Raw genomic sequence first — 25,996 nt, 5'->3', positions numbered from 1 at the left:
CAGGCCCTGCTCCTGATCCGACAGTCTTAGAGGGATAGGCCCCTTGAGGCAGAAGCCCCAAGAGGACAGGCCGGGCCAAAGAGGAACCGGCAGAGGCAGCAAAGGAGTCGATGATGACGGAAGGCCGCGTGCTGAAAGGCGTGGAATTCGCCCGCACGGGTGGACCAGCCGACCGTCCGCTGCTCCTGGACCTGTACCTGCCGGAGCCGGCCGCAAACGGCGCCGGGACCCGGCCGGCAATCGTTCACTTCCATGGCGGCGGCTGGCGGGCCGGAACACGGTCATCGCTGGGGCCGGTCACGGACGGCTTCGGGCTCACCCCGTTCGAGGCCCTCGCCGAAGCCGGCTTCGTCGTCGCCTCGGCGGACTACCGGCTGAGCGGGGAAGCCGTCTATCCCGCCCAGCTGCACGACGCCCAGGCCGCCGTCCGCTGGCTGCGGAACCACGCAGCCGACTACGGCGTGGACCCCACCCGGATCTATGCCTGGGGCGACTCAGCCGGCGGCCACCTGGCGAGCCTGGTGGGCCTGATGAGCGGCGACAGCCCCGTCGCGGCGGTCGCGGCCTGGTACCCGCCGACCGACCTGAACCGCATGGGCGAGCAGGCCCTGCCCGACGCCGTTGCGCGGGCCACTGACCCGGGCTCCCGGGAGGAACAGCTCATCGGCGCCGTCCTGGCGGAGGAGCCGCAGAAGGCGGCAGCCGCGAGCCCGGTCAGCTACGTCCGTCCCGGCGCCCCGCCCTTCCTTCTGGTCCACGGCACAGCCGACCGTTTTGTCCCCGCCGCCCAATCCGAAACCCTGGCGGCGGTCCTCGAAAAGGCGGGCGCCGACGTCGAACTTCTCCTCCTCGACGGGGCGGACCACATGTGGTCCCTTCCCGACGGCGGCCCCGCCGCGGCGGAGAAGGCACTGGCCGCCACCGTGGGCTTCTTCCGCCGGCAGTCCGGCATTCCCTGAGTTTTCCGCAACATCCCGCCTGGCATGGCTGGGCTTTATTTGCCGTGCCCTCTGAACCGACACCGCCCCCGGGCGAACCTGAAAGGCCCTCCATGCAGTACATAGGCATTAATCACGACGGCGACACCTGGGCGGCTGCCCTGGCAGGCACTGGTCCCGGCGGTGTCAGGGTATTTCCGCTGGCTCCGGTGACGGACTTCTGGGCGGATGCCGACGGCTGGCAGGAGAAGGCGCAGTCGCTCGTTGCGGGCGCCGGTTCAGTTCCAATCGAGCAGGGTTCGGTCGAGCGCGGCACCGTCGCTGAAGTTCCGCTGGTTCCGGCGTCCGCCCGGGTTATCTGCGTGGGGCTTAACTACAAGGCGCACGCGGCGGAAGGCAGCTACAAGGACCAGGAGCTGCCTGCCTACCCCACGCTGTTTGGGCGCTGGACGGCTTCCCTTTCGGTGGGCCACGTCCCCGTCCCGGTGCCTGGCGGCGAGGCCGGCCTGGACTGGGAGGGCGAGGTGGCCGCCTACATCGGCAGGCGCGCGGAATCCGTGACCGAGGACCAGGCGGCAGAGGCCATCTTCGGCTACTCCACGTTCAACGACATCACCGCCCGGCGCGCCCAGAAGCTCACGTCGCAGTGGACCCTGGGCAAGAACGGGGACTTCACCGGCCCGCTGGGACCACTGGTCAGCCGGGACGAAGTGGGCGACCTGCGCGACGGCCTCGAGCTCAGGACCCGCGTCAACGGCACCGAGGTCCAGCACGGCAACACCCGGGACATGATCTTCTCCGTGCCGGCCATCATCTCGCTGATCAGCCAGACGTTCACGCTCCATCCCGGCGACGTGATCGCCACCGGCACCCCCGAGGGCGTCGGGTACGCACGCTCACCGCAGTGGCTGCTGCAGCCGGGGGACACCGTCGAGGTCGAGATCGAGCGGCTGGGCACCCTGGTCACTCCCGTCGGCGAACCGTCCCTCCGGGCGAGGGCCTGATGACCGCCGTCAACTACGCCGGGCTCCAGGATGTGCCCGCCGCAACGCCGGTCCTGATTTCCGGGGGCGGTCCCAGCGGCCTGTTCCTCGCCCTGGACCTGGCCAGCCGGGGCATCCGCAGCACGGTCATTGAGCCCCGGACCCTGATCGACCCGGACAGGCCGCGCGCCAAGACCACCAACGCCCGCACCATGACGCACCTGCGGAGGCTCGGCCTCGCCGATGCGCTCCGGAACGCGGCGCCGCTGCCGGTCGGCTTCGCCCAGGACGTCATCTTCTGTTCAGCCCTGACCGGCTCCGAGATCAGGCGCTTCCCCAACGCGTTCCAGCTCGAGGCCGGCCGCTACGGACCGCAGCCCGAGTGCGGCCAGCAGGTGCCGCAGCCGGTCCTGGAGGCTGTGCTCCGGGAAGCCGTGGCGGGGTCGGCCCACGCCACCCTCCTGACGGGGCTGCGGGTGGACAGCTTCGAGGCCCTCCCCGACGGCGGGCAGCGCGTGACCGTTGCCGACGACTCCGGGCGCCGCACCGCCGTCGACTGCGCCTTCCTGGCCGGGGCCGACGGCGGCTCCTCCACGGTCCGCCGCGGCCTGGGCCTCCGGCTTGAGGGGGAGTCAGCTTCCCTGTCCAACATCAGCATCCTCTTCCGCTCCCGCGACCTCGCCGCCACCATCACACTGGACCCCGCCGTGCAGTACTGGGTGCTGGGGCCCGGCGCGGCGGGCATGGTGGGACGGATGGACCTGGACGAGACCTGGTGGGCCATCATCCAGGGCGTCGCCAGCCACGACGTCGGCGGAGCACCGGACCTGGATCCGGCCGCCCTGGTGCGCTCCCTCGTGGGGGCGGACGTTGACGTTGAGGTGATCGCAACGGATCCCTGGACTGCCCGCATGCTCCTTGCGCCGTCCTATGCCACGGACAGCGTCTTCCTGGTGGGGGACGCGGCCCACCAGAACCCGCCGTGGGGCGGCCACGGCTTCAACACGTGCATCGGCGACGCCGCCAACCTGGCCTGGAAAATCGCGGCCGCCTTCGAGGGCTGGGCGGGGCCGCGGCTGCTGGAGAGCTACGGGCTGGAGCGCCGGCCCGTTGCAGACCGGACCATCCGCGACGCCGCGGCCAACGGCAAGGCCCTCGCCTACCACTTCGCCGACCCCGCCCTGACGGCGGCCGGGGTTGCAGGTGAGGCCGCACGGGCCGGTGCCCACGACGCGCTTGCGGTGAAGCAAAGCGAGTTCGATTCGCTGGGCCTGGTCCTCGGGTACAGCTACGCCGAGTCCCCGCTGGTGGTCCCCGACGGCGCACCGGTACCGGCCGAGGACCCGATCCGCTACGTCCCCTCGGCCAGCCCCGGCGCCCTGGTGCCGCACGCCTGGCTGGAGGGCGGCACCTCCCTCTACGACGTCCTCGGGCCTGGATTTTCGCTGCTCGTGGACAGCGAGGCACTCGCCGGCAACGCGGCGGAAACCGCGTACGCGGAAGTCCTCGCTGCGGGTGCCGGGCACGGCATCCCGGTGACCGTCGCCGCCGTCGGGCCTTCCGACAACGGGACGCCAATGGCGGAACTGTGGGCGGCCGATGCCGTCCTCGTCCGTCCGGACCAGCACGTTGCCTGGCGCGGGTCCTCCGCGCAGGCAGCCGCCGCAGCCCTGGCCGTCGCGGCCGGCTGGGGCGCCGCCCACCCACTCGACCAACTGAAGGAGGGCACCAATGCCGGCGCCGTCGTTTCGTGATTACCTGTACGCGCCTGACCACCCGCGCGTGGCGCGGCTGCGCGGACTGGACGCGCGCTCCTATGCCGAGGAGGCCAAGACCGACTCCTTTGCCGGCCCCATGATCGAGGGCTGGCAGAAGCTGTACCCGGAGCCGTTCGTCGGTGTAACGAACGACGGCGTCATCCGCCCCGGGCTGTTCAGCCTCGCCGAGGCGCGGCCCGGGGAAGAAGCGCCGACGGCGGAGATGGCCGCCGCGGCAGACAAGCTGCTCGCCACCGCCTCGGCGGAACAGCGCGACCGACTGAGCTACGCCGTGGATGCCCACGAATGGCAGAGCTGGGCGAACCCGGAATTCATGCAGCACGATACCGGGCTGCGCCTCGAGGACCTGGACCCGGCCGTGCGCGATGCAGCGCTCGCCGTCGTGGAGGCCAGCCTGAGTCCGGAAGGGTACGCGCTGGCGCGGAACCTGATGCGCATCAACGGCTTCCTCGGCGAGCTGGTGGAACTGCCGGAGCTCATGAACGAATACAGCTACAACTTCGCCCTCTACGGGGAACCGTCGGAAACGGAGCCGTGGGGCTGGCAGCTGTTCGGCCATCACCTGGCGCTCAACTGCCTGGTGGCCGGAACCCAGCTGGTCCTGTCGCCGATGTTCCTTGGTGCCGAGCCGGACGTCATTGACGCCGGCCCGCACCAGGGCGTGAAGGTGTTCAAGGAGCGCATCAGCCTGGCCCGTGACCTGATGGCGTCGCTGCCTGAGTCCCTGCGTGGGGAGGCGCTTACCTTCGCGGAGATGGTGGACCCGGCGATGCCCGAGGGCCGGCTGCATCCCGGCGACGAACGCCATCTGGCGGGCTGCTTCCAGGACAACCGGGTGATCCCCTACGAGGGCATCCTGGCCGGCTCCCTGCCGCCTGAATCACTGGCGCTGCTGGACCGGCTCGTGGAGGACTTCGTCGCCTGCCTTCCTGCAGGGCCCCGCGCCGCGCGGATGCGGGAGATCCGGGAGCACTACGGCGAAACCCGGTTCTCCTGGATCGGCGGCTGGCAGGGTGAGGACGCCTTCTACTTCCGGATCCAGAGCCCCGTGGTGGTCATGGAACTGGACCACCACACCGGCGTGTTCCTCAACAACGACACCCCGGCCCCGTTCCACATGCACACCGTGCTCCGCACCCCCAACGGCAACGACTACGGGCGTGCGCTGGTGCGGCAGGCGGCGAAGGGCTGAAACCCCCACTGAAACCCCCGTCGATTGCTCCGTAGCTGCCCTTTTCACGGTCCAAAAGGGCAGCTACGGAGCAATTGATGGTTATATCAACACCAAGAAGGCCCGGACTCCGTGAGAGTCCGGGCCTTCTTGCTGGCTCGGCGCCCTAGATAGCTTCCTGACTAGATGTCCAGGGCCGCGCGGCGCTGGGGCGGCGGGCCGACGACGGTGAGGTCCATCTCGGCCTGGGCGCGACCGAAGCCCTCCATGTCCATGTAGGGCTCACCGCCCTCCGTGTACATGTAGTCGTCGGTGGGTTGGTTGAAGTATTCAAAGAAGCCGTTGAAGACCGACGGCGTCAGGAACCCGAGCATCTGCGTGTTGTGGGAGTCGAGCGCGAAGGAGTGGACGGTGCCCGCCGGGGCGTGCAGGAAGTCGCCCTTGGTGAGCAGCACCTCCCGGCCGTTGGCGTAGAGCCACATGCGGCCTTCCGTGCAGAGGAAGTTTTCTGTGTGCTCGGAGTGGAAGTGCAGCGGGATGTACGGGGATTTGGCGCCCTTGGTGTGGACGGCAAAGTAGTTCGAACCCGTGTTTTCCGGCCGGGAGAGGTACGTGAACATGGTCTGGTAGCTGACCATGCGTTCCCCTTCGCCGGCACTGAGGAAGTAGGGAGTCTGCGTGGCAGGCCGCCCGGCATTCTGCTGCAGGCTCGGTGCCACGCGCTCGACGTCCGGAAAGGAGATGCCGAATTCGGCGCCGACTTCCGCCTGCTCCCGGAGGCTCGGCTTGCGGCCGGCGTGCACGGGCGGGACATGCGAATCGATGGGCGTGCCGACACGCTCGTAGTAGGCCTCGGCCCCGCCGGGCGTCATCCAGTTCAGGAAGCGCGTGTAGTGGCTGGCCATCCGGTAGGCGTGCGGCGTTCCCGGCGGAATCACCACGGAATCGCCCGGCGTCAGGATGCGGCTCTCGCCGGGGAGCCAGACATGGAGGATGCCGTCAAACACGTAGAGGGTCTTGTGCTCGATCCTGTGGGTGACGAAGGGGGATTCTGCCCCCATGCCGCCGGAGATGTAGGCGGCGCTGAAGATGCCGCCGGTGTCCGCGGCGCGGGCGATCACGGTAACCAGCTGCCCGTCGATCTCGTAGCGGGCACCCTCGCCGGAGGCCATGTAGTAGGGCACGGCCTCGCCGGGCAACGCATTGGCAACCGGCAGCTGCTTGTTCATTTCCTCCACGCTGAGGGTCATTGCTTCCTTCTTTCTTCGGCATCGCCGCGGGGACGTCGTTTGGACAAGCTTGGCGGATCAGGTGGTCGAAGTATGCGCGGATTTCATTGGTTGAAAAGTTCGGGGGCGGGTTCACAGTTTTCGGGATCACGGCTTTCAGGGTTCACAGCCTCCTGACAGTTTCCGAACAGCGGTGCCCTAAGCTGCTGCCGGATCTTTGAGTGAGGGGCTACGACAGATGCCCTTCCGTTCAATGCCGTACCGCACGGCCGATCAAGGAGACACCATGTCACGAAGCAAGAGAATCACCCTCGGCATCACCGCTGGCGCCCTGGCGCTGGGCGCAGGCCTGGGGGTTACCGGAATGGCCTCAGCCGCCACCACCCCGAGCCCCAGCGCATCATCGAGCGCATCCACGGACAGCAGCGCATCGACCGACGGTTTCCGGGGCCACAAGGGCGACCGCGGCCAGATCGCGGCAGACCTTGCCACCAAGCTGGGCGTTGACGAAGCGAAGGTGACCGAGGCAATCCAGGCGTTCCGCGAGGCCAACAAGCCCACGACGGCGCCTACCGAGGGCACCAAGCCTGACCGCACAGCCCAGGATGCGGCGATGGCCAAGTCCTTGGCGACGGCACTCGGAGTCGACGAATCGAAGGTCACCGCAGCCCTGACGGAAATCCGCGCCGCTGCCCAGGCAGAACGGGCCGCAGCGCTGAAGACCAAGCTCGACACTGCGGTCAAGGACGGCACCCTGACCCAGGCCGAAGCCGACGCCGTCACGAAGGCCGTCGAGAAAGGCGTGATCGGAGGCGGCGGCCGCTAGAAGCCACCTGAATTCACGCAAGAACAAGGAATCCCCCGGGACGGTCCCGGGGGATTCCCCGTTCCCCGCAAACGGTTCCTCACATCCCGTTGCCCCACTGCGACGCGTCCTCAGATCCTGCCATTTGGTACCACTACCAACGGCTGGCCCAGCAGACCCAACCGGGCGGCTTTTTGAACGGCCATCAGGCGGTCGCCCACGTCAAGCTTGCGGTAGATGTGTTCGAGGTGCTTTTGGGCCGTCCGCGGCGAGATGTTGAAGTGATGGCCCAGGGATGTGGCGGTCAGCCCCTGGCCGAGCAGCTCCAGGACGGCGAGCTCCCGCTGGGTCAGTCCGGGCCGGTCTGCTGCCTTGTCCTCCGAGGCCCAGGAAAGTTGCCGGTACAGGCCTGTCAGCATCGGTTGAAGGGCCATGGCCAGGGTGAGCTCGTCCTCGTTGAACTCGCGGTCAGGTCTCGCCAGCAGGTAAGCGCGGTGAACGGGTCCATCCAGAAGCAGAGGGATGGCCAGCTGGTAGTTGATTCCCATCGGCTTGACCAGATCCTGCCATGCGGATTGCATGCGCCAATCCGCCACTTGGCTGGGGACCCGGGCCAGCGACTGGGGACCGGAAAGTCCGGATACGGCGTACCAGCGCAGCAGCGGCTGCCAGGTGGCATCAGGAATGCGCGGGCCGGGCGGCAGCTTGGGAAGATAATCGCCGGGCCAGCAGCCTTCCATATGGTCTACCCAGTCCGGCCCGACGCTGCTGCGGCTGCAGCAGGCAGCGTTGAACGACGCTGCGAGCCGCTTCGAGATGTCCTCTTCCGGACTGGGGTGGGCCGCAAATGGGTGCTGCAGGAACTCGCCGACAAATTCCAGCCAGTCCCGATATAACGCCTCATTGTGCGCCATCCGAGAATTCTAACCAATTAAGAGCAGGCCTCGGCAGTTCTACAGCGAATGGTTGGATGACAATTTCTGATAATTGCTTTGCAAAACTTGCTGACTGGTTGCCGCAAGTGCAAACCTCATAAAGGCCCATACGCAAGAGTGCGTACATCCCTCCATTTATAGGGCTTCCTATAATGAGGCCACCGGCAAAAGGCACCGCTCCGTCCAGTCAATCAAGGATGTGGAAGCCCTCGCCGTCGAGGTTCCTGGCCAGCCCCAGGGTGACATCGAAACGCCATTTCACAGTCAGAGCCATTGTTCATCCCGCAGTCAGCCTGCTGAAGGTGGAGCGGGCCGCCGCTGTTCTGACTGCGCACATGGAGAATGCTTACGCCAAGATGGGAATTTTCTCATGAAACTCCAATTAAGCTCTGTGGTTCCACGGGGTAATCTGCCTGATAATCATCACTGGTCGAAGAATGCGCATCTTCGACCATTTTCCGTGGCTGTAGCATTGTTGCTTACGGCCACATTTTCTCTGACTGCTGTTCCTGCGCGGGCCGCCACAATTACCCTTGGGCCATCGGCCGACGCGGTCGTGAAAAGTGCCACACCCGGAACCAATTACGGCACGGCAACCGGCTTAAAGGCTGACAACAGTCCCGTGGAGATGTCGTTCCTGAAATTCGTTGTCACAGGTACCGGCGGCACGGTCACGGCCGCCAAGCTGCGGCTCTTCGTGGCGGACCCCTCGCCGGTTGGCGGCCAGTTCCGGCACGTGCCAGACAACAGCTGGGCCGAAGGATCTGTGACCTGGTCAAACGCCCCTGCCGCCAGCAGCACGAACATCGCATCGCTGGGAGCTGTCAGCGCCGGAAGCTGGGTTGAAGTGGATGTCTTCAGCCTCATCAAGGCCGACGGCACGTACTCCTTGCGCATCAGCAGCACGAACTCCGACGGAGCCATCTACAACTCAAGGGAATTCAGTGACGCCACCCGCCGGCCGCAGCTCGTCCTTACCACCGGCTCCACGCCTCCGCCGCCCCCGCCACCCCCGCCGGGAACCAATCCCTGCGGGACAGCGGCCGCACCGCCGGCGACCTACGACCACGTTGTCTGGATCATTTACGAGAACAAGAGGTACTCCCAGGTCATCGGCAGCCCAAGCGCACCCTATATGACGCAGATGGCCCAAAAGTGCGCCAGCCTGACCAACTGGAGCGACGCCGGGTCCCAGTTCCCCTCGTTGCCCAGCTACCTGGCGATGACATCGGGAAGCACGCAGGGTGTGTCGACAGACAATAGCCCGGGGAGCCTCCCGCCCATCACCGCGGATAATCTCTTCCGCCAGGTCCGGGCACGCGGACTGACCCAGAAGAGTTACCAGGAAGACATGCCGTCCAACTGCAGGCTGACCAATTCCGGTCTTTACGCGGTGCGGCATAATCCGGAGGCGTATTACCAAGGGACGGGCGACAGGGCCGCCTGCGCCACGAACAACGTCCCGCTCGGGACCACGACGTCCGGGAACCTGTTCAACGACCTGACGAACAATACGCTTCCCAGCTTCTCGCTGATTACCCCGAACGTCTGCAATGACACGCACGACTGCAGCATCTCCACCGGCGACACGTGGCTTTCAAGGTGGCTGCCGGTAATCCTGGCGAGCCAGAGCTACCAGGCGGGACGTACCGCCGTCGTGGTCCTGTATGACGAGGACACGCCCATCCCTAACTTCGTGGTGGCACCATCCATCATTCCGGGGACTGTCGTTACCGGCGCCTACAGCCACTACTCGCTGCTGAGGGCCACGGAGGAAATGCTGGGCATCACCAACCTCCTGCTGAATGCCAGGACAGCGCCGAGCCTCCGGCCGCCGCTGAACCTCTAGCCCCGCTCCAGGCCTAGCCCCGGTCCAGGTTCACGGTCCAGCTGCCGCTGGCATTGACAGAGGAGCACCGGAATGCCGTGGGCGCGGGTTTGCCGGCCGTCGGGTCAGTGTATGAGCCGGTGGTCTCAAAGGTGCCGCTCTTCGCCCCGGCGTTGGACTTTGTTCCGGGCTGGACCTCAGCGGTGGGGTACTTCTCCGTCACGCGCATTTCGCAGACCGTGTTGGCCTGGTCCAGGAGCTCCGCGGCCGCCGGTTTCGCTGCTTCCTCCGTAGGGGAAGCGGAGGCCGGCGACGCGGAGCCCGGCGCGTCGGTGGCGGCGGCCGCAGATGAAGGGGAAGGGGGAGTGGTGGCGGCCTGCCGGTCCGTCCGGGGTGCCTGCGCAGAAACGGCGATGGCCACACCCACCAGGACCACCACCACGGCGGCAAGGAGGATAAAGAGCAGACGACGCCGGGACGCGGCTGGAGGGGGCGGTGAAACGGACACGGCGTGCCTCTTTCGAAACGCTGGTCAGGCCTGGAAGTGGCAGGTACCTGGCCCTGCGGTCACCCTCATTGGCGGCGGACGTTTCTGGCAGAATAGCCGCCGCCGTGACCGTCAACAAGCGCTCTGTCCGCCAACAAGGCCTGCGGCGATCCGACGCCGCGGTTCACAGCACCTTGCGGATGGTTTCCTCGAAGCTCGTGACGTGGTGCAGTGCGAGCTCGCCCGCCTTGTCCGCGTCACCCTCGGCCACGGCCTTGAGCAGGTCCACATGCTCGCTGATGTGGCCGCTCACCGACGGGACCTTGTCCAGGACCAGGCACCAGATGCGCGTGGCGAGGTTGTCGTAGCGGATCAGGGTGTCCTCGAGGTGCGGGTTGGCCGCGGCACGGTAGATCAGGCGGTGCACCGTGAGGTCGTAGCGCATGAGCTCCCGCGACTGGGCGGGGGTGGGCGCCAGCTCCGAGATGGCCTTGGCGACGTCCAGCAGCTCCTCGCGCATGGCGGTGTTGGCCCGCTTGGCAGCCCGGCGCGCCGCGAGCGGCTCAAGAAGTTCCCGGATTTCCGAGACGTCGGCGAGTTCCGTGAAGTCCACGGTGGTGGCGAATGTTCCCCGGCGGGGGTAGGACACCACCAAGTGGTCCACCTCCAGCCGCTTGATGGCTTCACGGACGGGCGTGCGCCCGAAGCCCAGTTCAGTCGCCAGCTGGCCGTCATTGATGGGCTCACCCGGGCGGATGTCCAGCATGATCAGCTTGTCGCGGAGCTGCCGGTAGGCAGCCTCGGCCTGGGACAGCGCTTCGTCCTCGGCGGGTGGCATGGCGGGAAGAGCATTCACAGCGAGGCTCCGTTCCTTGCTTTCAAGGGCTTCAGGCGGAAGCGAAGTGCCATTTTGCTTCCTGCTATTGACTATGTTGTGAGCTCAATCATACCATTGACCTCACACTGATATATCAGTCATAAGCAAAGTGGTATTTCATAAGGAGCATTCGTGGTTGAGCAGTTGAACGACCGACTTTCCGCAGTCGATCCCGAGATCCAGCAGGCCGTCGCACGCGAGCTGGACCGCCAGCAGTCCACGCTGGAAATGATCGCCTCGGAGAACTTCGCTCCTGCGGCCGTCATGGAGGCGCAGGGCTCGGTCCTCACGAACAAGTACGCCGAGGGCTACCCGGGCAAGCGCTATTACGGCGGCTGCGAGCACGTCGACGTCGTCGAGCAGCTGGCCATCGACCGCGTGAAGGCACTCTTCGGCGCCGAGTTCGCCAACGTCCAGCCGCACTCCGGCGCGCAGGCCAACGCCGCCGCCATGTTCGCGCTGCTGAACCCGGGCGACACCATCCTCGGCCTGGACCTGGCCCACGGCGGCCACCTCACCCACGGCATGCGCATCAACTTCTCCGGCAAGCTCTACAACGTGGTCCCGTACCACGTCCGCGAGTCCGACTTCCGCGTGGACATGGCCGAGGTCGAGGCCCTGGCCCTGGAGCACAAGCCGAAGCTCATCGTGGCCGGCTGGTCCGCCTACTCCCGCCAGCTCGACTTCGCCGAGTTCCGCCGGATCGCCGACCTCGTCGGTGCCTACCTGATGGTGGACATGGCCCACTTCGCCGGCCTCGTCGCCGCCGGCCTGCACCCGAACCCGGTGCCGTACGCCGACGTCGTCACCACCACCACGCACAAGACCCTGGGCGGTCCCCGCGGCGGCGTCATCCTCGCCAAGGAGCAGTACGCCAAGAAGATCAACAGCGCCGTCTTCCCCGGCCAGCAGGGCGGCCCGCTGGAGCACGTCATCGCCGCCAAGGCCGTGGCCTTCAAGCTGGCAGCAACCGAGGGCTTCAAGGAGCGCCAGGAGCGCGTCCTCGAGGGCGCAAAGCTGCTGGCCGAGCGCTTCCTGCAGCCCGACGTCGAAGCCGCCGGCATCACCGTGGTCAACGGCGGCACGGACGTCCACCTGGTCCTCGTTGACCTGCGGAACTCCGAGCTGGACGGCCAGCAGGCCGAGGACACGCTGCACCGGATCGGCATCACCGTCAACCGCAACGCCGTCCCCTTCGACCCCCGCCCGCCGATGGTTTCCTCCGGCCTCCGGATCGGTACCCCCGCCCTGGCCACCCGCGGCTTCGGCGCCACCGAGTTCACCGAGGTAGCGGACATCATCGCCACAGCGCTGACCACTGCCGCCGGCACCGGAACGCTCGTCGACGGCACCGCCGTCGAACTCCGCGCCCGCGTCACTGCACTGGCCGAGCAGTTCCCCCTGTACCCCCAGCTCAGCGGCGCACCCGAGATTGCCGCCTTCGAAGATGACATGATTGGAGCAGCCCAGTGAGCACCCACCAGCTCCCGGAGCACCCGGATTTCCTGTGGCACAACCCCGAGCCCAAGTCCTCCTATGACGCCGTGATCGTCGGCGGCGGCGGGCACGGCCTGGCCACCGCATACTTCCTGGCCAAGAACCACGGCATGACCAACATCGCGGTGCTGGAAAAGGGCTGGCTGGCCGGCGGCAACATGGCCCGCAACACCACCATCATCCGTTCCAACTACCTCTGGGACGAGAGCGCCGCCATCTATGAGCACGCCCTGAAGCTGTGGGAGATCCTGCCCGAGGAGCTGGAGTACGACTTCCTCTTCAGCCAGCGCGGTGTGATGAACCTGGCCCACACCCTGGGCGACGTGCGCGAGAGCATCCGCCGTGTGGGCGCCAACAAGCTCAACGGCGTGGACGCGGAATGGCTCGACCCGCAGCAGGTCAAGGAACTCTGCCCCATCCTGAACATCCGCGACGACATCCGCTACCCGGTCATGGGCGCCACCTACCAGCCGCGCGCCGGCATCGCCAAGCACGACCACGTCGCCTGGGCCTTCGCCCGCAAGTGTGACGAGATGGGCGTGGACATCATCCAGAACTGCGAAGTTACCGGCTTCGTCAAGGACGGCAACCGCGTGGTGGGCGTCAAGACCAACCGCGGCACCATCAACACCGAGAAGGTGGGCCTCTGCGCCGCCGGCCACAGCTCGGTCCTGGCGGAAATGGCCGGCTTCCGGCTCCCCATCCAGTCCCACCCGCTGCAGGCCCTGGTCTCCGAGCTGCACGAGCCCGTGCACCCCACCGTCGTCATGTCCAACCACGTCCACGTGTACGTCTCCCAGGCGCACAAGGGTGAGCTGGTCATGGGCGCCGGTGTCGACTCCTACAACGGCTACGGCCAGCGCGGTTCCTTCCACGTGATCGAGCACCAGATGGCGGCCGCCGTCGAACTGTTCCCGATCTTTGCCCGGGCACACGTGCTCCGGACCTGGGGCGGCATCGTTGACACCACCCTCGATGCCTCACCGATCGTGGGCACCACCCCGGTGGACAACATGTTCGTCAACTGCGGCTGGGGAACCGGCGGCTTCAAGGGCACGCCGGCTGCCGGTCTGACCTTCGCGCACACCATCGCGACCGGAGCACCGCACAAGCTCAACAGGCCGTTTGCCCTGGAACGCTTCGAAACCGGTGCCCTGATCGACGAACACGGCGCAGCCGCCGTCGCCCACTAGCCACGGTCCACAAGAAAGAAGAAGACGCACATGCTGCTTATCTCCTGCCCCAACTGCGGCCCGCGGGACGAAACCGAGTTCCACTACGGCGGCCAGGCCCACGTGCCCTACCCCGAGAACCCCAACGACCTCACCGACCGGGAATGGGCCGAGTACCTGTTCTACCGCGAAAACACCAAGGGCACCTTCGCCGAACGGTGGGTGCACAGCACCGGCTGCCGGCAGTGGTTCAACATGCTCCGCGACACGGTCACATACGACATCCAGGCCGTGTACCAGATGGGGGGTGCCGCGGCCCGCCGCGCCCGTCCCACCCGCAGCTGACACCGGCACCGCGAGCACCGGCGCCGCCAGCACCACCCCCCTCAGCCCCAGCACCGCCCCGGAAGGAGCGACCAAGTGACCTCCCAGAACGCGCGCCTCAGCACCGGCGGCCGCATCGACCGCAGCATCTCCTGGCGCTTCACCGTGGACGGCGAGGAATTCACCGGACACCCGGGCGACACCCTGGCCTCCGCGCTGCTGGCCAACGGCCGCATCGCCGCCGGCAACTCGCTGTACGAGGACCGTGCCCGCGGCATCCTGGCGGCCGGCGTGGAAGAGCCCAACGCCCTGGTCCGGATCGAAGCCCGGTTCCCCGGTGATGTTGCCGAGTCCATGCTTCCCGCCACCACCGTTTCGCTGGTGGACGGCCTGAAGGCCGGCTTCCTGAACGGCCTGGGCAAGCTGGACCCCGCGGATGACCGCGCCGAGTACGACAAGAAGTACGTCCACACCGACATCCTCGTCATCGGCGGCGGCCCCGCCGGCCTGGCCGCGGCCCGCGAAGCAGTCCGCACCGGCGCCCGCGTCATCCTGATGGACGACCAGCCCGAACTCGGCGGTTCGCTGCTCTCCGGTTCCACCGCCTCCGAACTGGCGGAAACCATCGAGGGCAAGCCCGCCCTGGAATGGGTTGCCGACGTCGAGGCTGAACTCGTCTCCGGTGCCGAAAGCACCGTGCTGAACCGCACCACCGCCTTCGGCGCCTACGACGCCAACTACGTCATCGCCGTGCAGAACCGCACCGACCACCTCTCCAGCCCGGCCGCCGCCGGCGTCTCCCGGCAGCGCATCTGGCACATCCGTGCCAGCCAGGTTGTCCTGGCCCCGGGCGCCCACGAGCGTCCGCTGGTGTTCGAGAACAACGACCGCCCGGGCATCATGCTCGCCTCGGCTGTCCGCAGCTACCTGAACCGCTACGCCGTGGCCGCCGGGTCCCGCGTGGTCATCAACACCACCAACGACAGCGCCTACGCCCTGGCCGCGGACCTCCTCGCCGCCGGCGTCAAGGTCGCGGCCGTCGTCGACGCCCGTCCGGCCCTCACGCCGGTGGCTGCCGCCGCCGTCGAAGCCGGCACCCGGGTGCTCATCGGCAGCGCGGTTGCCAACACGGCCGCCGGCTCGGACGGCCGCCTGAACAGCGTCACCGTCCGCAGCATCAACGACGACGGCGAACTCACCTCGGGCATCGAAGAGATCGCCGCCGACCTGCTGGCAGTGTCCGGCGGCTGGAGCCCGCTGGTGCACCTGCACTCGCAGCGCCAGGGCAAGCTGCGCTGGGACGAGGACCTCGCGGCCTTCGTGCCGGCCACCGTGGTTCCGAACCAGCAGACCATCGGTTCCGGCCGCGGCAGCTTCGAACTCGCGGACTGCCTCGCCGAGGGCATCTCGGCCGGAGCCGCGGCCGCGATCGCCGCCGGCTTCGAGACCGCCGTCGAGCCCTCCGCCCTGGCGGAGCCGAAGGCATCCGCCCCGACCCGCCAGCTGTGGTTGGTCCCCGGCCAGACCGGAACCCCCGACGACTGGCACCACCACTTCGTCGACTTCCAGCGTGACCAGTCCGTGGCCGACGTCCTGCGCTCCACCGGTGCCGGCATGCGGTCCGTGGAGCACGTCAAGCGCTACACCTCCATCAGCACCGCCAACGACCAGGGCAAGACGTCCGGCGTCAACGCGATCGGCGTCATCGCCGCTGCACTGCGCACCGCAGGCGAAGCGTCCCGGGGCATCGGCGACATCGGCACCACCACCTACCGTGCGCCGTTCACCCCGGTGGCCTTCGCGGCGCTGGCCGGCCGCCAGCGCGGCGAGCTGTTCGATCCCGCCCGCGTCACCTCGATCCACCCGTGGCACGTTGCCCAGGGCGCACTGTTCGAGGACGTCGGGCAGTGGAAGCGTCCGTGGTACTACCCGCAGAACGGGGAAGACATGGACGAGGCTGTGCTCCGCGAGTGCGCCGCCGTCCGCGACTCCGTGGGCTTCATGGACGCCACCACCCTCGGCAAGATCGAAATCCGCGGCAAGGACGCCGGTGAGTTCCTGAACCGGATCTACACCAACGCGTTCAAGAAGCTGGCCCCGGGCTCCGCCCGCTACGGGGTCATGTGCCTCTCGGACGGCATGATCTTCGACGACGGCGTGACCCTGCGCCTGGACGAGGAAACCTACTTCATGACCACCACCACCGGCGGCGCCGCCAAGGTGCTGGACTGGCTGGAGGAATGGCTGCAGACCGAATGGCCGGAACTCGACGTGCACTGCACCTCGGTGACCGAACAGTGGAGCACGATCGCCGTCGTCGGGCCCAAGTCCCGCGACGTCATCGCCAAGGTTGCCCCGGAACTGGCCGCCAACGGCGGACTCGACGCCGAGGCCTTCCCATTCATGACCTTCCGCGAAACCACCCTCGCGTCCGGCGTGAAGGCCCGCATCTGCCGGATCTCGTTCTCCGGTGAACTGGCCTACGAAATCAACGTGCCGTCCTGGTACGGGCTGAACACCTGGGAATCCGTTGCCGCGGCAGGTGCCGAGTTCAACATCACCCCCTACGGCACCGAGACCATGCACGTGCTGCGTGCCGAGAAGGGCTACCCGATCGTCGGGCAGGACACCGACGGCACGGTCACCCCGCAGGATGCCGGCATGGAATGGATCGTCTCCAAGGCCAAGGACTTCATCGGCAAGCGCTCCTACTCCCGGCTGGACCAGCAGCGCGATGACCGCAAGCACCTGGTCAGCGTCCTGCCGGTGGACGGCTCGCTGAGGCTTCCGGAAGGAACCCAGCTGGTGGAAAAGGGCATCAGCACCAGCCCCGCCTACGGCCCCGTCCCGATGCAGGGCTTCGTGACTTCCAGCTACCACAGCGCCGCGCTGGGCCGCTCGTTCGGCCTGGCCCTGATCAAGAACGGCCGCAACCGGATCGGCGAGACCCTGGTGGCCGCTGCAGGCAACCAGCTCGTCGACGTAGTCGTGGCCGAAACCGTACTTTTTGACCCCGAAGGGACCCGCAAAGATGGCTAACACCGCAGCCTTCACAGGCATCAATGGACTCCGGGAAATCCGCCGCAGCCCAGCCTCACACCTGGCCGAAGCATTCGACACCGGGTCCGTGCAGGGAACCGTCACCCTGAACGAGGGTCCGTTCCAGACCATGGTCGGAGTCCGGGTGGACCGCAGCTCCGAGGCCGGCGCCCGGATTGCCTCCGTCACCGGCGGCCTGCCGGAGCGCTGCGGCGATGTCGGCGGCACGGAACGCGTCAGCGTCCTGTGGCTCGGCCCGCAGGAGTTCCTGGTGGTGGCCCCGGAAGACGCCCACGACTCCCTAGGCGGGGACCTGATCGGCTCCCTCAAGTCCGCCCTGGGCGACGCCGCCGGGCAGGTGGTGGACCTGTCCGCCAACCGCACCACGTTCGAGCTGTCCGGCCCGCGGGCCCGCGCCGTGCTGGAGAAGGGCTGCGCCCTTGACCTGCACCCCCGCACCCTCAAGCCGGGCACCGCCCTGAACACCGAGGTCGGCAACATCCCGGTGGCCCTGTTCAAGACCGGGGAAGAAAGCTTCCGGCTGTTCCCCCGCGCCTCGTTCGCGGATTACCTGGGCCGCTGGCTCCTGGACGCCATGAGGGAGTTCGCTTCCCCCGAGGTGCCCTGATGGCGCTAAGCGCCCTGGATCTGTTTTCCGTTGGCATCGGGCCGTCGTCGTCACACACGGTCGGCCCGATGCGGGCGGCAAAGCAGTTCGCCGACGGGCTCAAGGGCGGTGGACTGCTGAGTGCCACCACCCGGGTCCAGGCAGAGCTCTTCGGGTCCCTGGGTGCCACCGGCCGGGGCCACGGCTCCGACAAGGCCGTGGTGCTGGGCCTGCAGGGCCTGGAACCGGAGACGGTGGACACCTCCACCGCCGACGACCAGGTCGCAGCCGCCGCCCTCGACGCCGAACTCCGGATCGGCGGCGACCACCGGGTGGACTTCAACTGGGACGAGGACGTGGTGCTGCACCGCCGCAAGTCGCTGCCGGCCCACCCCAACGGCATGACCTTCCGCGCCCTGGACCACGCGGGCACGGTGCTGAGCGAACGGAGCTTCTACTCCATCGGCGGCGGGTTCGTCGTTGACGGGGATGCCGACGCCGGTGCCAAGGTGATTGCGGACGAAACCCCGCTGCCGTACCCCTTCACCACGGCCAACGAGCTCCTGGAGATCTGCAGCCGCGAAAACATGTCCATCTCGGACGTCATGCTCGCCAACGAACTGGTCTGGCGCAGCGAGGCGGAACTCCGTGAGGAACTGCTGAAGCTGTGGGCCGTCATGCGCGAATGCGTGGACAACGGCTGCGCCGCGGAAGGCATCCTTCCCGGCGGGTTGAAGGTGAGGCGGCGGGCGCCGTCGCTCTTCAAGACCCTGTCCAAGGACTCCGGCAGCACGGACCCGCTCCGCGCCATGGAGTGGGTGAACCTCTACGCGCTGGCCGTCAACGAGGAGAACGCGGCCGGCGGCCGCATCGTCACCGCCCCCACCAACGGGGCAGCCGGCATCGTGCCGGCGGTCCTGCACTACTACATGAAGTTTGTTCCGGGAGCGGACGACGACGGTGTGGTGCGCTTCCTGCTGGCGGCGGCCGCCGTCGGGATTCTGTTCAAGATCAACGCCTCCATCTCCGGTGCGGAGGTGGGCTGCCAGGGCGAGGTCGGCTCCGCATGCTCCATGGCCGCGGCCGGACTCTGCGAGGTGCTGGGGGGCACGCCCGAACAGGTGGAGAACGCCGCTGAGGTGGGGATCGAACACAACCTCGGGCTGACCTGCGACCCCGTGGGCGGCCTGGTGCAGATCCCGTGCATCGAGCGGAACGCGATCGCCAGCGTCAAGGCGATCAACGCCGCGCGGCTGGCCCTGCACGGGGACGGCAGCCACAAGGTGTCGCTGGACAAGGCCATCAAGACCATGCGCGACACCGGAGCCGACATGAAAACCAAGTACAAGGAAACCTCTCGAGGAGGCCTCGCTGTGAATGTAATTGAGTGCTGAACATGACTGCTATCCAGACTGAGGACCGCGCCTCCGGGCAGGCAAGCAACGGCGTCGAGCACGTCCTGACCCTCGACTGCCCCGAAGGCCCCGGCATCGTGCACGCCGTCTCCGGCTTCCTGCTGGAATACGGCTGCGACATCATCGACAACAAGCAGTTCGGCGACCGGTCCGAAGGCCACTTCTTCATGCGGGTGCACTTCGCATCCGACGGGAACGAATCCACGCTGGACCAGCTGCGTGCCGGCTTCAGCCCGGTTGCCGAGAAGTACAACATGAAGTGGCGGCTGGAACGGAACGGGTCCCGCCGCAAGGTCCTGATCATGGTCTCGAAGTTCGGACACTGCCTCAACGACCTGCTTTTCCGGGCCCGCGTGGGGGAACTGCCCATCGAGGTTGTGGGCGTGGTTTCAAACCATACCGACCACCAGGCCCTCGTGGACTGGCACGGCATTCCGTTCTTCCACATCCCCGTCACCGCGGCCACCAAGCCGCAGGCAGAGGCGCGGCTGTTGGAAATCGTGGACGAGCTCGACGTCGAGCTGGTGGTGCTGGCCCGGTACATGCAGGTTCTCAGCGACGACCTGGCGCGGAAACTGGATGGCAAGGCAATCAACATCCACCACTCATTCCTGCCCTCGTTCAAGGGTGCCAAGCCGTACCACCAGGCCTACGCCCGCGGCGTGAAGACGGTTGGTGCCACGGCGCACTACGTGAACGCGGAACTCGACGAGGGCCCGATCATCGCGCAGCAGGTGGTCGAGGTGGACCACACCTTCGGCCCCGAGGACCTGGTCGCCGCCGGTCGGGACACCGAGTGCAAGGCGCTCAGCAACGCCGTCCGCTGGCACTGCGAAGGCCGCATCATCCTGAACGGCAACCGGACCGTGGTCCTGAAGTAGGGACCTCACGCCTGCCGCTTAAACCGAAACGCTCCTGCAGTTTGAACTGGTCCAGTTCTTGCAGGAGCGTTTCGGTTTAAGCTGCGAAAAGTGAGAGAGCGTCGGTGACTTAGCAGCGAAATGTGAGAGAGCGTCCGGGTCAGACGCCCAGCTGTTCGCGGAGCGCCTGGACGTGGCCCTGCGCCTTGACCTGGTACTGGGCCAGCGTGACCTTGCCTTCGGGATCCAGGACGACGGTGGAGCGGACGATGCCCTCTTGCACCTCGCCGTCGACGAGCTTCTCGCCCCAGGCGCCGTAGGCCAAGGCCACTGCGTGGTCCTCGTCAGCCAGCAGCGGGAAGGTGAGCCCGAAGTCGCCCGTGAAGTTGGCCAGCTTCTCCGGCGCGTCGGGGGAGATGCCCAGCACTGCATAGCCGGAGCCCTGGAAGGAGGCCAGGTTGTCGCGGAAGTCGCAGGCCTCGGTGGTGCAGCCGGGAGTTGCGGCTTCGGGGTAGAAGTACACGATGACGTTCTTGCCGCGGTAGTCGGCCAGCGCGGTCTGCTTGCCTTCGGCGTCCTGCAGGGTGAAATCCGGCGCCTGGGTTCCGGGCTGGAGCTTGGTGGTCAGTTTGGGGCTCATGGCATTCCTTCTGATGGATCTGGGTCGAGCGAAAAATCTGGTCAGGCACAATGACTGATATGGATAACAGCAGCCCTAGATACTGTATTCCGCCGGTCCGCGCACCGTGGCTGCGGGTCCGCAGATGAAGCGGTAGCCGCCGCCGCGGACCGTGGCGATCGCGTGCCGCCCGCCGAGCAGCTTCCGCCGTACCCGCCCCACGTAGACGTCGATGGAACGGGTGGCGGCGCCGGGGCTGTCGAACGACTCCAGGAACAGCCGCAGCTCCTCCCGGTCAACAGTCCGCGAGCAGTGCTCCACGAGGTAGCGCAGCAGCTTGAATTCGACGCCGGTCAGCGGCACCCGCTCGCCGTCCAGCAGCACTTCGGACCGGGCAAGGTCCACGGCCACCCGGCTGACGTGCCCGGCCGACGGCGGGAGGTGGGTGGCGCCGCCGTCGTCCGTTTCCGTGGACGACGGTACTGAGGAGTTCAGTTCCGCTGGTTCCGGTTGCGGGGAATCTTCCAGGGAGGACGACGGCGGCACGGGAGTTCCGCCGTCGGGCGCACCGTTGGGTTCCCCCTCCCCTGGGGGCATGCCTGGGTGCGTCCCGGCGGCGGAAGTTGCAGCTCCGGCGGCGGGCCAGTGGACTTCCGCCTCCGGAGCAAAATGAAGGGCCCGCGCCAGCACCAGCTCGGCGGCCCGGGCCAGGACCGCCGGATCGATGTCCTGGCCTTCGGGGGGAGCTACCCAGACCGCCAGGCCGTGGGCTTTAGCAGTCCCCGGGGCCATGGCAGGCCTGTGGGCGTTGGCTGGTCCGGGGGCGTTGGCAGCACCGTGGGCCTTGGCGCCCCAGGGGGCCGAAGTGCCGCGCGGTGAATGGGCATGCACAGCCACCGCGCGGTCCTCAGATGCCGCCGCGGCGGATCAGCTTGCCGCCGGGGGTCTGGCCGTCCACCACGCTGCCGCGCAGGTAGGTGCGGCGGACGACGCCGGAGAGTGCCTTGCCGTCGTACGGGGTGATGGGGTTCTTGTGCTTGAGCTTGGAGACGTCCACCACGAAGGCCTCGTCCTGGGCGAAGACGGAGAAGTCGGCGTCGTAGCCCAGGGCAAGCTGGCCCTTGTTGGAGAGGCGGGCCAGTGCGGCCGGCTTCTCGGCCATCCACGAGACCACCTGTTCCAGCGGGATGCCGCGGTGCCGGGCCTCGGTCCAGATCAGGGACAGGCCCAGCTGCAGCGAGGAGACCCCGCCCCAGGCCACGGCGAAGTCGCCGTTTTCGAGGTCCTTCAGGTCCAGCGTCGAGGGGGAGTGGTCGGAGACGATGCAGTCGATGGTGCCGTCCTGCAGGCCCTGCCAGAGGAGCTCGCGGTTGGAGGCCTCGCGGATGGGCGGGCAGCACTTGTATGCGGTGGCGCCGTCGGGGATTTCCTCGGCCATGAGCGTGAGGTAGTGCGGGCAGGTCTCCACGGTGAGGTGCACGCCGTCGCGCTTTGCCGAAGCGATCATGGGCAGCGCGTCCGACGACGAAAGGTGCAGGATGTGGGCGCGGGCGCCGGTCCAGCGGGCGCGCTCGATCACCTCGGCGATGGCCTTGTTCTCGGCGCCGCGGGGGCGGGAGGCGAGGAAGGTGGAGTAGTGGGCGCCGCCGGGATGGGGTGCGTGGTCGATGGCGTGCGAGTCCTCGGCGTGGACGATCATGAGCGAGTCGAAGGACTTCAGCTCGCGCAGGTCCTCCTCCATCTCGTCCGCCTCCAGGTGCGGGAACTCGTCCACGCCGGAGTGCAGCAGGAAGCACTTGAAGCCGAAGACGCCCTCGTCGTGCAGCGGCCGCAGATCGGCCTTGTTGCCGGGGATGGCGCCGCCCCAGAAGCCGACGTCCACGAAGGCCTGGTCCTCGGCCACCTCGCGCTTGAGCTTGAGGCCCTCCACATTGGTGGTGGGCGGGATGGAGTTCAGCGGCATGTCGATGATGGTGGTGACGCCGCCGGCGGCTGCCGCGCGGGTCGCGGAGGCGAAGCCCTCCCACTCGGTGCGGCCGGGCTCGTTGACGTGGACGTGCGTGTCCACCAGGCCCGGGATCAGGGTTTCGTCGTCGGCCAGTTCGATGACCTCGGCGCCCGCGAGGCCGTTGCCGAGCGGCTCGAGGGCCACAATCTTTCCGCCGCGCACGCCCACTTCACGGGCGGCGATCCCGGCGGTGGTGAGGATGCGCCGGCCCCGGATGACCAGGTCAAAGCGTTCTTCAGACATTCAGGGGCTCCTTCGTGTAAGCACTGTCGGTCAGGTGCACGCCGATGTGCTGACCCAATTCTTCAAGCAGTCGGCCTGCTTCAGCTATACATATCTCTACATTGCTTTCCAGCGCCGTCAGTGGGTAGACCTGCCGGAAACCGGATGTCTGCTGCTGTTCCGGCGTCAGCGTTGTCCGTCCGCAGACGGCGAGCACCGGCACGCCGGCCGCAGCTGCAGCGCGGGCTACGCCCATGGGCGTCTTGCCCAGAAGGCTCTGTTCGTCCAGGCTTCCTTCGCCGGTGATCACCAGGTCCGCGCCGGCCAGCCGTTCTGCCAGCCGGGTGAATTCAAGCACGACGTCGATGCCCGGGCGGCGTGATGCCGCCAGTGCCGCGATCGCGGCGTAGCCGACGCCGCCGGCCGCTCCGGCGCCCGGCGCGCTGGCGGCCTTGACCGCGCGCGGCCCGATCTCCGCGGCGAGAACTTGGACGAAGTTGGCCAGGGCCGCGTCGAGCTCGCCGACGTCGGCGGCGGTGGCACCCTTCTGCGGCCCGAAGATGGCTGCCGCGCCTTCCGGTCCGAGCAGCGGGTTGTCCACGTCGCTCGCGAGGATGAAGCGGGATTCCTCCAGCCGGGCGTCGAAGCCGGAGAAGTCGATGGCTGCCAGCTGCGCCAGCGCCGCGCCGCCGAGGGGCAGTTCGTTGCCGGCGGCGTCAAGCAGCCGGGCGCCGAGTCCCTGCAGCACGCCAGCGCCGCCGTCGGTGTTGGCGCTGCCACCGACGCCGAGGATGATCTGCCGGCAGCCGGCGTCGAGCGCCGCGCGGATCAGTTCCCCGGTGCCCAGGCTGCTGGCAGTCCGGGCAGAGTCCGAACCCGGCCGCCCGCCGTCGTGCTCGGACACAGCGGAAGGCGGCAGGACGGCGAGGCCGGACGCGACGGCCATTTCGATCACGGCCTCCCGGCCGCGGACCGCGAACTCCGCCGTCAGCGGCTGCCCGGTGGGGCCGCTGACCACGGCGCGGCGGCGGGTGAAGCCGGAGCCGACGGCGGCGTCGAGGGTGCCCTCGCCGCCGTCGGCCACGGGAATCCGCAGTACCTCAAGGGTGCCCGGTCCCTCGGCGGTGCCCAGTCCCGCAGGGCCGGGGCCGTCCGCTGTGGCGGCGCCCTTCCGGAGCCCTGTTTCAAGGTGCCGGGCGACGTCCGGGGCGGAGAGTGAGCCCTTGAACTTGTCCGGCGCGATCACGATGCGCATTGCTTGCCTATCTTCGGTACTTTTGGGTGCGGCTGTATTGTCCAGCTGGGTGCCGGTCCCGCAGGTTGTTAGTCCTGCAGGGCCAGGATGGCGGTGGGGGCGTCGGCGGCGGAGGCTGCCAGGTCCTCGAACTCGTTCACGGCGTTGATCTCGAGGCCCATCGAGATGTTGGTGACCTTTTCCAGGATCACTTCCACCACCACGGGAACCTGGAACTCGCCCATCAGTGCCTTGGCCTTGTCAAACGCGGCCGGCATGTCCTCGGGGCTAGTCACGCGGATGGCCTTGCAGCCCAGGCCTTCAACCACCTTGATGTGGTCAACGCCGTAGCCCTCGGTCTCGGGGGAGTTGATGTTGTCGAAGCCCAGTGACACGTGGTAATCCATGTTGAACCCGCGCTGGGACTGGCGGATCAGGCCCAGGTAGGAGTTGTTCACCACCACGTGGATGTACGGCAGGTTGAACTGCGCGCCCACGGCCAGTTCCTCGATCATGAACTGGAAGTCGTAGTCGCCGGACAGCGCCACCACCGTTTCGCCCGGCTTGCCGCGCACGACGCCGAGGGCGGCCGGGGCGGTCCAGCCCAGCGGGCCTGCCTGGCCGGCGTTAATCCACTTGCGGGCGCCGAACACGTGCAGCATCTGGGCGCCGGCGATCTGGGACAGGCCGATGGTGGACACGTAGGTGGTGTCCTTGCCGAATGCCTTGTTCATCTCCTCGTACACGCGCTGCGGCTTGATCGGCACGTTGTCGAAGTGGGTCTTGCGGTGCAGGGTGGCCTTGCGCTCTGCGCACTCGGCAACCCATGCCTTGTAGTCGGGCAGGGTTCCGGCGGCCCGGCGTTCGCGGGCGATCTCCAACAGGCCGTCCAGGGCGGCGCCGGCGTCGGAGGCGATGCCGAAGTCCGGGGAGAAAACGCGGCCGATCTGGGTGGGCTCGATGTCGATGTGCACGAACTTCCGGCCCGCGGTGTAGGTGTCCAGGCCGCCGGTGTGGCGGTTGGCCCAGCGGTTGCCGATGCCGATCACGAAGTCGCTGCGCAGGAAGTTCTCGTTGCCGTAGCGGTGGCTGGTCTGCAGGCCCACCATGCCGGCCATCAGCCCGTGGTCGTCCGGGATGGCGCCCCAGCCCATCAGGGTGGGGATGACGGGAACGTTCAGCAGCTCGGCCAGTTCCACCAGCTGCGCGGAGGCGCCGGCGTTGATGATGCCGCCGCCGGCCACGATCAGCGGGCGCTCGCCGGCCGTCAGCATGTCCAGGGCCTTCTCCAGCTGCTTGCGGGAGGCCTTGGGCTTTTCGGCGGGCAGGGGCTCGTAGGTGTCGATGTCGAATTCGATCTCGGCCATCTGCACGTCGATCGGCAGGTCCAGCAGCACCGGGCCGGGGCGGCCGGAGCGCATCAGCTGGAAGGCCTTCTGGAAGGCGCCGGGAACCTGGCCGGGCTCCAGGATGGTCATGGCCATCTTGGTGACGGGCTTGGCGATGGACTCGATGTCCACGGCCTGGAAGTCTTCCTTGTGCAGCTTGGCAACCGGGGCCTGGCCGGTGATGCAGAGCATCGGGATGGAATCGGCCCACGCCGCGTACAGGCCGGTGATCATGTCGGTGCCGGCGGGGCCCGAGGTGCCGATGCAGATGCCGATGTTGCCGTCGGCTGCACGCGAGTAGCCGTCGGCCATGTGGCTGGCGCCTTCAACGTGGCGGGCCAGCGTGTGGCGGATGCCGCCGTGGGCCCGCATGGCCGAATAGAACGGGTTGATCGCCGCGCCTGGCAGGCCGAACGCCTCGGTGGCGCCCTCCTTTTCCAGGATGGCGATGGCAGCGTCTACGGTGCGCATCTTGGTCATTGTGTACTCCTAAAATCTGTGGGAAAGCCTGTTTTTGGGTGTACCGGGGGAGCCGCCGTCGTTATGTACGACGGCGGGTGCCCTGGTTTGTTGTTTGTTG

The 25,996-nt window shown here is 67.6% G+C and carries 21 protein-coding genes and 1 pseudogene; 13 read left to right on the top strand and 9 right to left on the bottom strand.

What is annotated here, in order from left to right; genetic code table 11:
- Nucleotides 1-110 precede the first annotated feature (110 nt).
- The 4 genes from ARGLB_RS21615 (at nucleotide 111) to ARGLB_RS21600 (ending at nucleotide 4,891) form a co-directional block, all read left to right on the top strand.
- The gene (locus tag ARGLB_RS21615) at nucleotides 111-959 is read left to right on the top strand and encodes an alpha/beta hydrolase (RefSeq protein ID WP_245531591.1); all 849 of its coding nucleotides are present in this window, start codon (nucleotides 111-113) and stop codon (nucleotides 957-959) included.
- Nucleotides 960-1,051: 92 nt separating this feature from the next.
- The gene (locus tag ARGLB_RS21610) at nucleotides 1,052-1,942 is read left to right on the top strand and encodes a fumarylacetoacetate hydrolase family protein (protein ID WP_003806286.1); all 891 of its coding nucleotides are present in this window, start codon (nucleotides 1,052-1,054) and stop codon (nucleotides 1,940-1,942) included.
- Complete coding sequence (locus tag ARGLB_RS21605; RefSeq protein ID WP_050934451.1) at nucleotides 1,942-3,675, top strand: FAD-dependent monooxygenase; 1,734 nt, start codon at nucleotides 1,942-1,944, stop codon at nucleotides 3,673-3,675. The genes ARGLB_RS21610 and ARGLB_RS21605 overlap by 1 nt, the downstream gene beginning before the upstream one ends.
- Complete coding sequence (locus tag ARGLB_RS21600) at nucleotides 3,653-4,891, top strand: DUF3500 domain-containing protein (protein ID WP_003806284.1); 1,239 nt, start codon at nucleotides 3,653-3,655, stop codon at nucleotides 4,889-4,891. The genes ARGLB_RS21605 and ARGLB_RS21600 overlap by 23 nt, the downstream gene beginning before the upstream one ends.
- A gap of 161 nt (nucleotides 4,892-5,052) precedes the next feature.
- On the opposite strand, the gene ARGLB_RS21595 is transcribed toward ARGLB_RS21600, so the two are convergent.
- A complete protein-coding gene (locus tag ARGLB_RS21595; RefSeq protein WP_003806283.1) occupies nucleotides 5,053-6,120 on the bottom strand; it encodes a quercetin 2,3-dioxygenase in 1,068 nt (355 codons plus the stop codon).
- A gap of 265 nt (nucleotides 6,121-6,385) precedes the next feature.
- Here ARGLB_RS21595 and ARGLB_RS21590 point away from each other — a divergent pair, with 265 nt between their 5' ends.
- Nucleotides 6,386-6,925 carry a hypothetical protein gene (locus ARGLB_RS21590; RefSeq protein ID WP_003806281.1) on the top strand — a complete coding sequence of 180 codons (540 nt, stop codon included), beginning with the start codon at nucleotides 6,386-6,388 and terminating at the stop codon, nucleotides 6,923-6,925.
- Between the two features lie 110 nt (nucleotides 6,926-7,035).
- Here ARGLB_RS21590 and ARGLB_RS21585 read toward each other — a convergent pair whose 3' ends face one another.
- Complete coding sequence (locus ARGLB_RS21585) at nucleotides 7,036-7,818, bottom strand: helix-turn-helix transcriptional regulator (protein WP_003806280.1); 783 nt, start codon at nucleotides 7,816-7,818, stop codon at nucleotides 7,036-7,038.
- A 391-nt stretch (nucleotides 7,819-8,209) separates the two neighbouring features.
- Between ARGLB_RS21585 and ARGLB_RS22560 the strand changes: the two genes are divergently transcribed.
- Nucleotides 8,210-9,688: a CBM96 family carbohydrate-binding protein gene (locus ARGLB_RS22560; protein WP_083839724.1), complete on the top strand. Its 1,479-nt coding sequence runs from the start codon at nucleotides 8,210-8,212 to the stop codon at nucleotides 9,686-9,688.
- Nucleotides 9,689-9,701: 13 nt separating this feature from the next.
- Here ARGLB_RS22560 and ARGLB_RS21575 read toward each other — a convergent pair whose 3' ends face one another.
- Both ARGLB_RS21575 and ARGLB_RS21570 read right to left on the bottom strand, forming a co-directional pair.
- The gene (locus ARGLB_RS21575; RefSeq protein ID WP_003806278.1) at nucleotides 9,702-10,175 is read right to left on the bottom strand and encodes a hypothetical protein; all 474 of its coding nucleotides are present in this window, start codon (nucleotides 10,173-10,175) and stop codon (nucleotides 9,702-9,704) included.
- Between the two features lie 163 nt (nucleotides 10,176-10,338).
- The gene (locus ARGLB_RS21570; protein ID WP_003806277.1) at nucleotides 10,339-11,010 is read right to left on the bottom strand and encodes a GntR family transcriptional regulator; all 672 of its coding nucleotides are present in this window, start codon (nucleotides 11,008-11,010) and stop codon (nucleotides 10,339-10,341) included.
- Nucleotides 11,011-11,163: 153 nt separating this feature from the next.
- Here ARGLB_RS21570 and glyA point away from each other — a divergent pair, with 153 nt between their 5' ends.
- The 7 genes and pseudogenes from glyA to purU all read left to right on the top strand — a co-directional run bounded on the left by glyA (nucleotide 11,164) and on the right by purU (nucleotide 19,966).
- Nucleotides 11,164-12,504 carry a serine hydroxymethyltransferase gene (gene glyA, locus ARGLB_RS21565; RefSeq protein WP_003806276.1) on the top strand — a complete coding sequence of 447 codons (1,341 nt, stop codon included), beginning with the start codon at nucleotides 11,164-11,166 and terminating at the stop codon, nucleotides 12,502-12,504.
- Nucleotides 12,501-13,721: a sarcosine oxidase subunit beta family protein gene (locus tag ARGLB_RS21560; protein ID WP_003806275.1), complete on the top strand. Its 1,221-nt coding sequence runs from the start codon at nucleotides 12,501-12,503 to the stop codon at nucleotides 13,719-13,721. The genes glyA and ARGLB_RS21560 overlap by 4 nt, the downstream gene beginning before the upstream one ends.
- A gap of 30 nt (nucleotides 13,722-13,751) precedes the next feature.
- Nucleotides 13,752-14,124: pseudogene (locus tag ARGLB_RS23880) on the top strand (sarcosine oxidase subunit delta).
- On the top strand, nucleotides 14,121-17,063 hold the full coding sequence (locus ARGLB_RS21550; protein WP_003806273.1) for a sarcosine oxidase subunit alpha family protein: 2,943 nt from the start codon (nucleotides 14,121-14,123) through the stop codon (nucleotides 17,061-17,063). Before ARGLB_RS23880 ends, ARGLB_RS21550 begins: the two are co-directional and overlap by 4 nt.
- Nucleotides 17,056-17,691 (top strand): sarcosine oxidase subunit gamma, encoded by a 636-nt coding sequence (locus ARGLB_RS21545; RefSeq protein ID WP_003806272.1) that lies wholly within the window; start codon nucleotides 17,056-17,058, stop codon nucleotides 17,689-17,691. Before ARGLB_RS21550 ends, ARGLB_RS21545 begins: the two co-directional genes overlap by 8 nt.
- Complete coding sequence (locus ARGLB_RS21540) at nucleotides 17,691-19,064, top strand: L-serine ammonia-lyase (protein ID WP_003806271.1); 1,374 nt, start codon at nucleotides 17,691-17,693, stop codon at nucleotides 19,062-19,064. The genes ARGLB_RS21545 and ARGLB_RS21540 overlap by 1 nt, the downstream gene beginning before the upstream one ends.
- Before the next feature lie 2 nt (nucleotides 19,065-19,066).
- Nucleotides 19,067-19,966, top strand: a complete 900-nt coding sequence (purU, locus tag ARGLB_RS21535; protein WP_043420185.1) for a formyltetrahydrofolate deformylase — start codon at nucleotides 19,067-19,069, stop codon at nucleotides 19,964-19,966.
- 139 nt (nucleotides 19,967-20,105) lie between these two features.
- On the opposite strand, the gene bcp is transcribed toward purU, so the two are convergent.
- From bcp to gcl, 5 genes are all read right to left on the bottom strand, one after another.
- Entirely contained in the window at nucleotides 20,106-20,585 is a 480-nt protein-coding gene (gene bcp, locus ARGLB_RS21530; protein WP_003806269.1) for a thioredoxin-dependent thiol peroxidase, read from the bottom strand.
- A gap of 75 nt (nucleotides 20,586-20,660) precedes the next feature.
- Entirely contained in the window at nucleotides 20,661-21,461 is an 801-nt protein-coding gene (locus tag ARGLB_RS21525; RefSeq protein ID WP_003806267.1) for a winged helix-turn-helix domain-containing protein, read from the bottom strand.
- A 10-nt stretch (nucleotides 21,462-21,471) separates the two neighbouring features.
- Nucleotides 21,472-22,815 (bottom strand): allantoinase AllB, encoded by a 1,344-nt coding sequence (gene allB, locus ARGLB_RS21520; RefSeq protein WP_003806266.1) that lies wholly within the window; start codon nucleotides 22,813-22,815, stop codon nucleotides 21,472-21,474.
- Nucleotides 22,808-24,049: a glycerate kinase gene (locus ARGLB_RS21515; RefSeq protein WP_003806264.1), complete on the bottom strand. Its 1,242-nt coding sequence runs from the start codon at nucleotides 24,047-24,049 to the stop codon at nucleotides 22,808-22,810. Before ARGLB_RS21515 ends, allB begins: the two co-directional genes overlap by 8 nt.
- Nucleotides 24,050-24,117: 68 nt before the next feature.
- Nucleotides 24,118-25,896, bottom strand: coding sequence for a glyoxylate carboligase (gcl, locus tag ARGLB_RS21510; protein ID WP_003806263.1), 1,779 nt, complete (start codon nucleotides 25,894-25,896; stop codon nucleotides 24,118-24,120).
- Nucleotides 25,897-25,996 lie beyond the last annotated feature (100 nt).

Origin of the sequence: Arthrobacter globiformis NBRC 12137, assembly GCF_000238915.1 — a bacterium.
Taxonomy (GTDB): Bacteria; Actinomycetota; Actinomycetes; order Actinomycetales; family Micrococcaceae; genus Arthrobacter; species Arthrobacter globiformis.
Note: the sequence above shows the minus strand (reverse complement) of the source record. Positions and strands in the feature narration are given on the sequence as shown.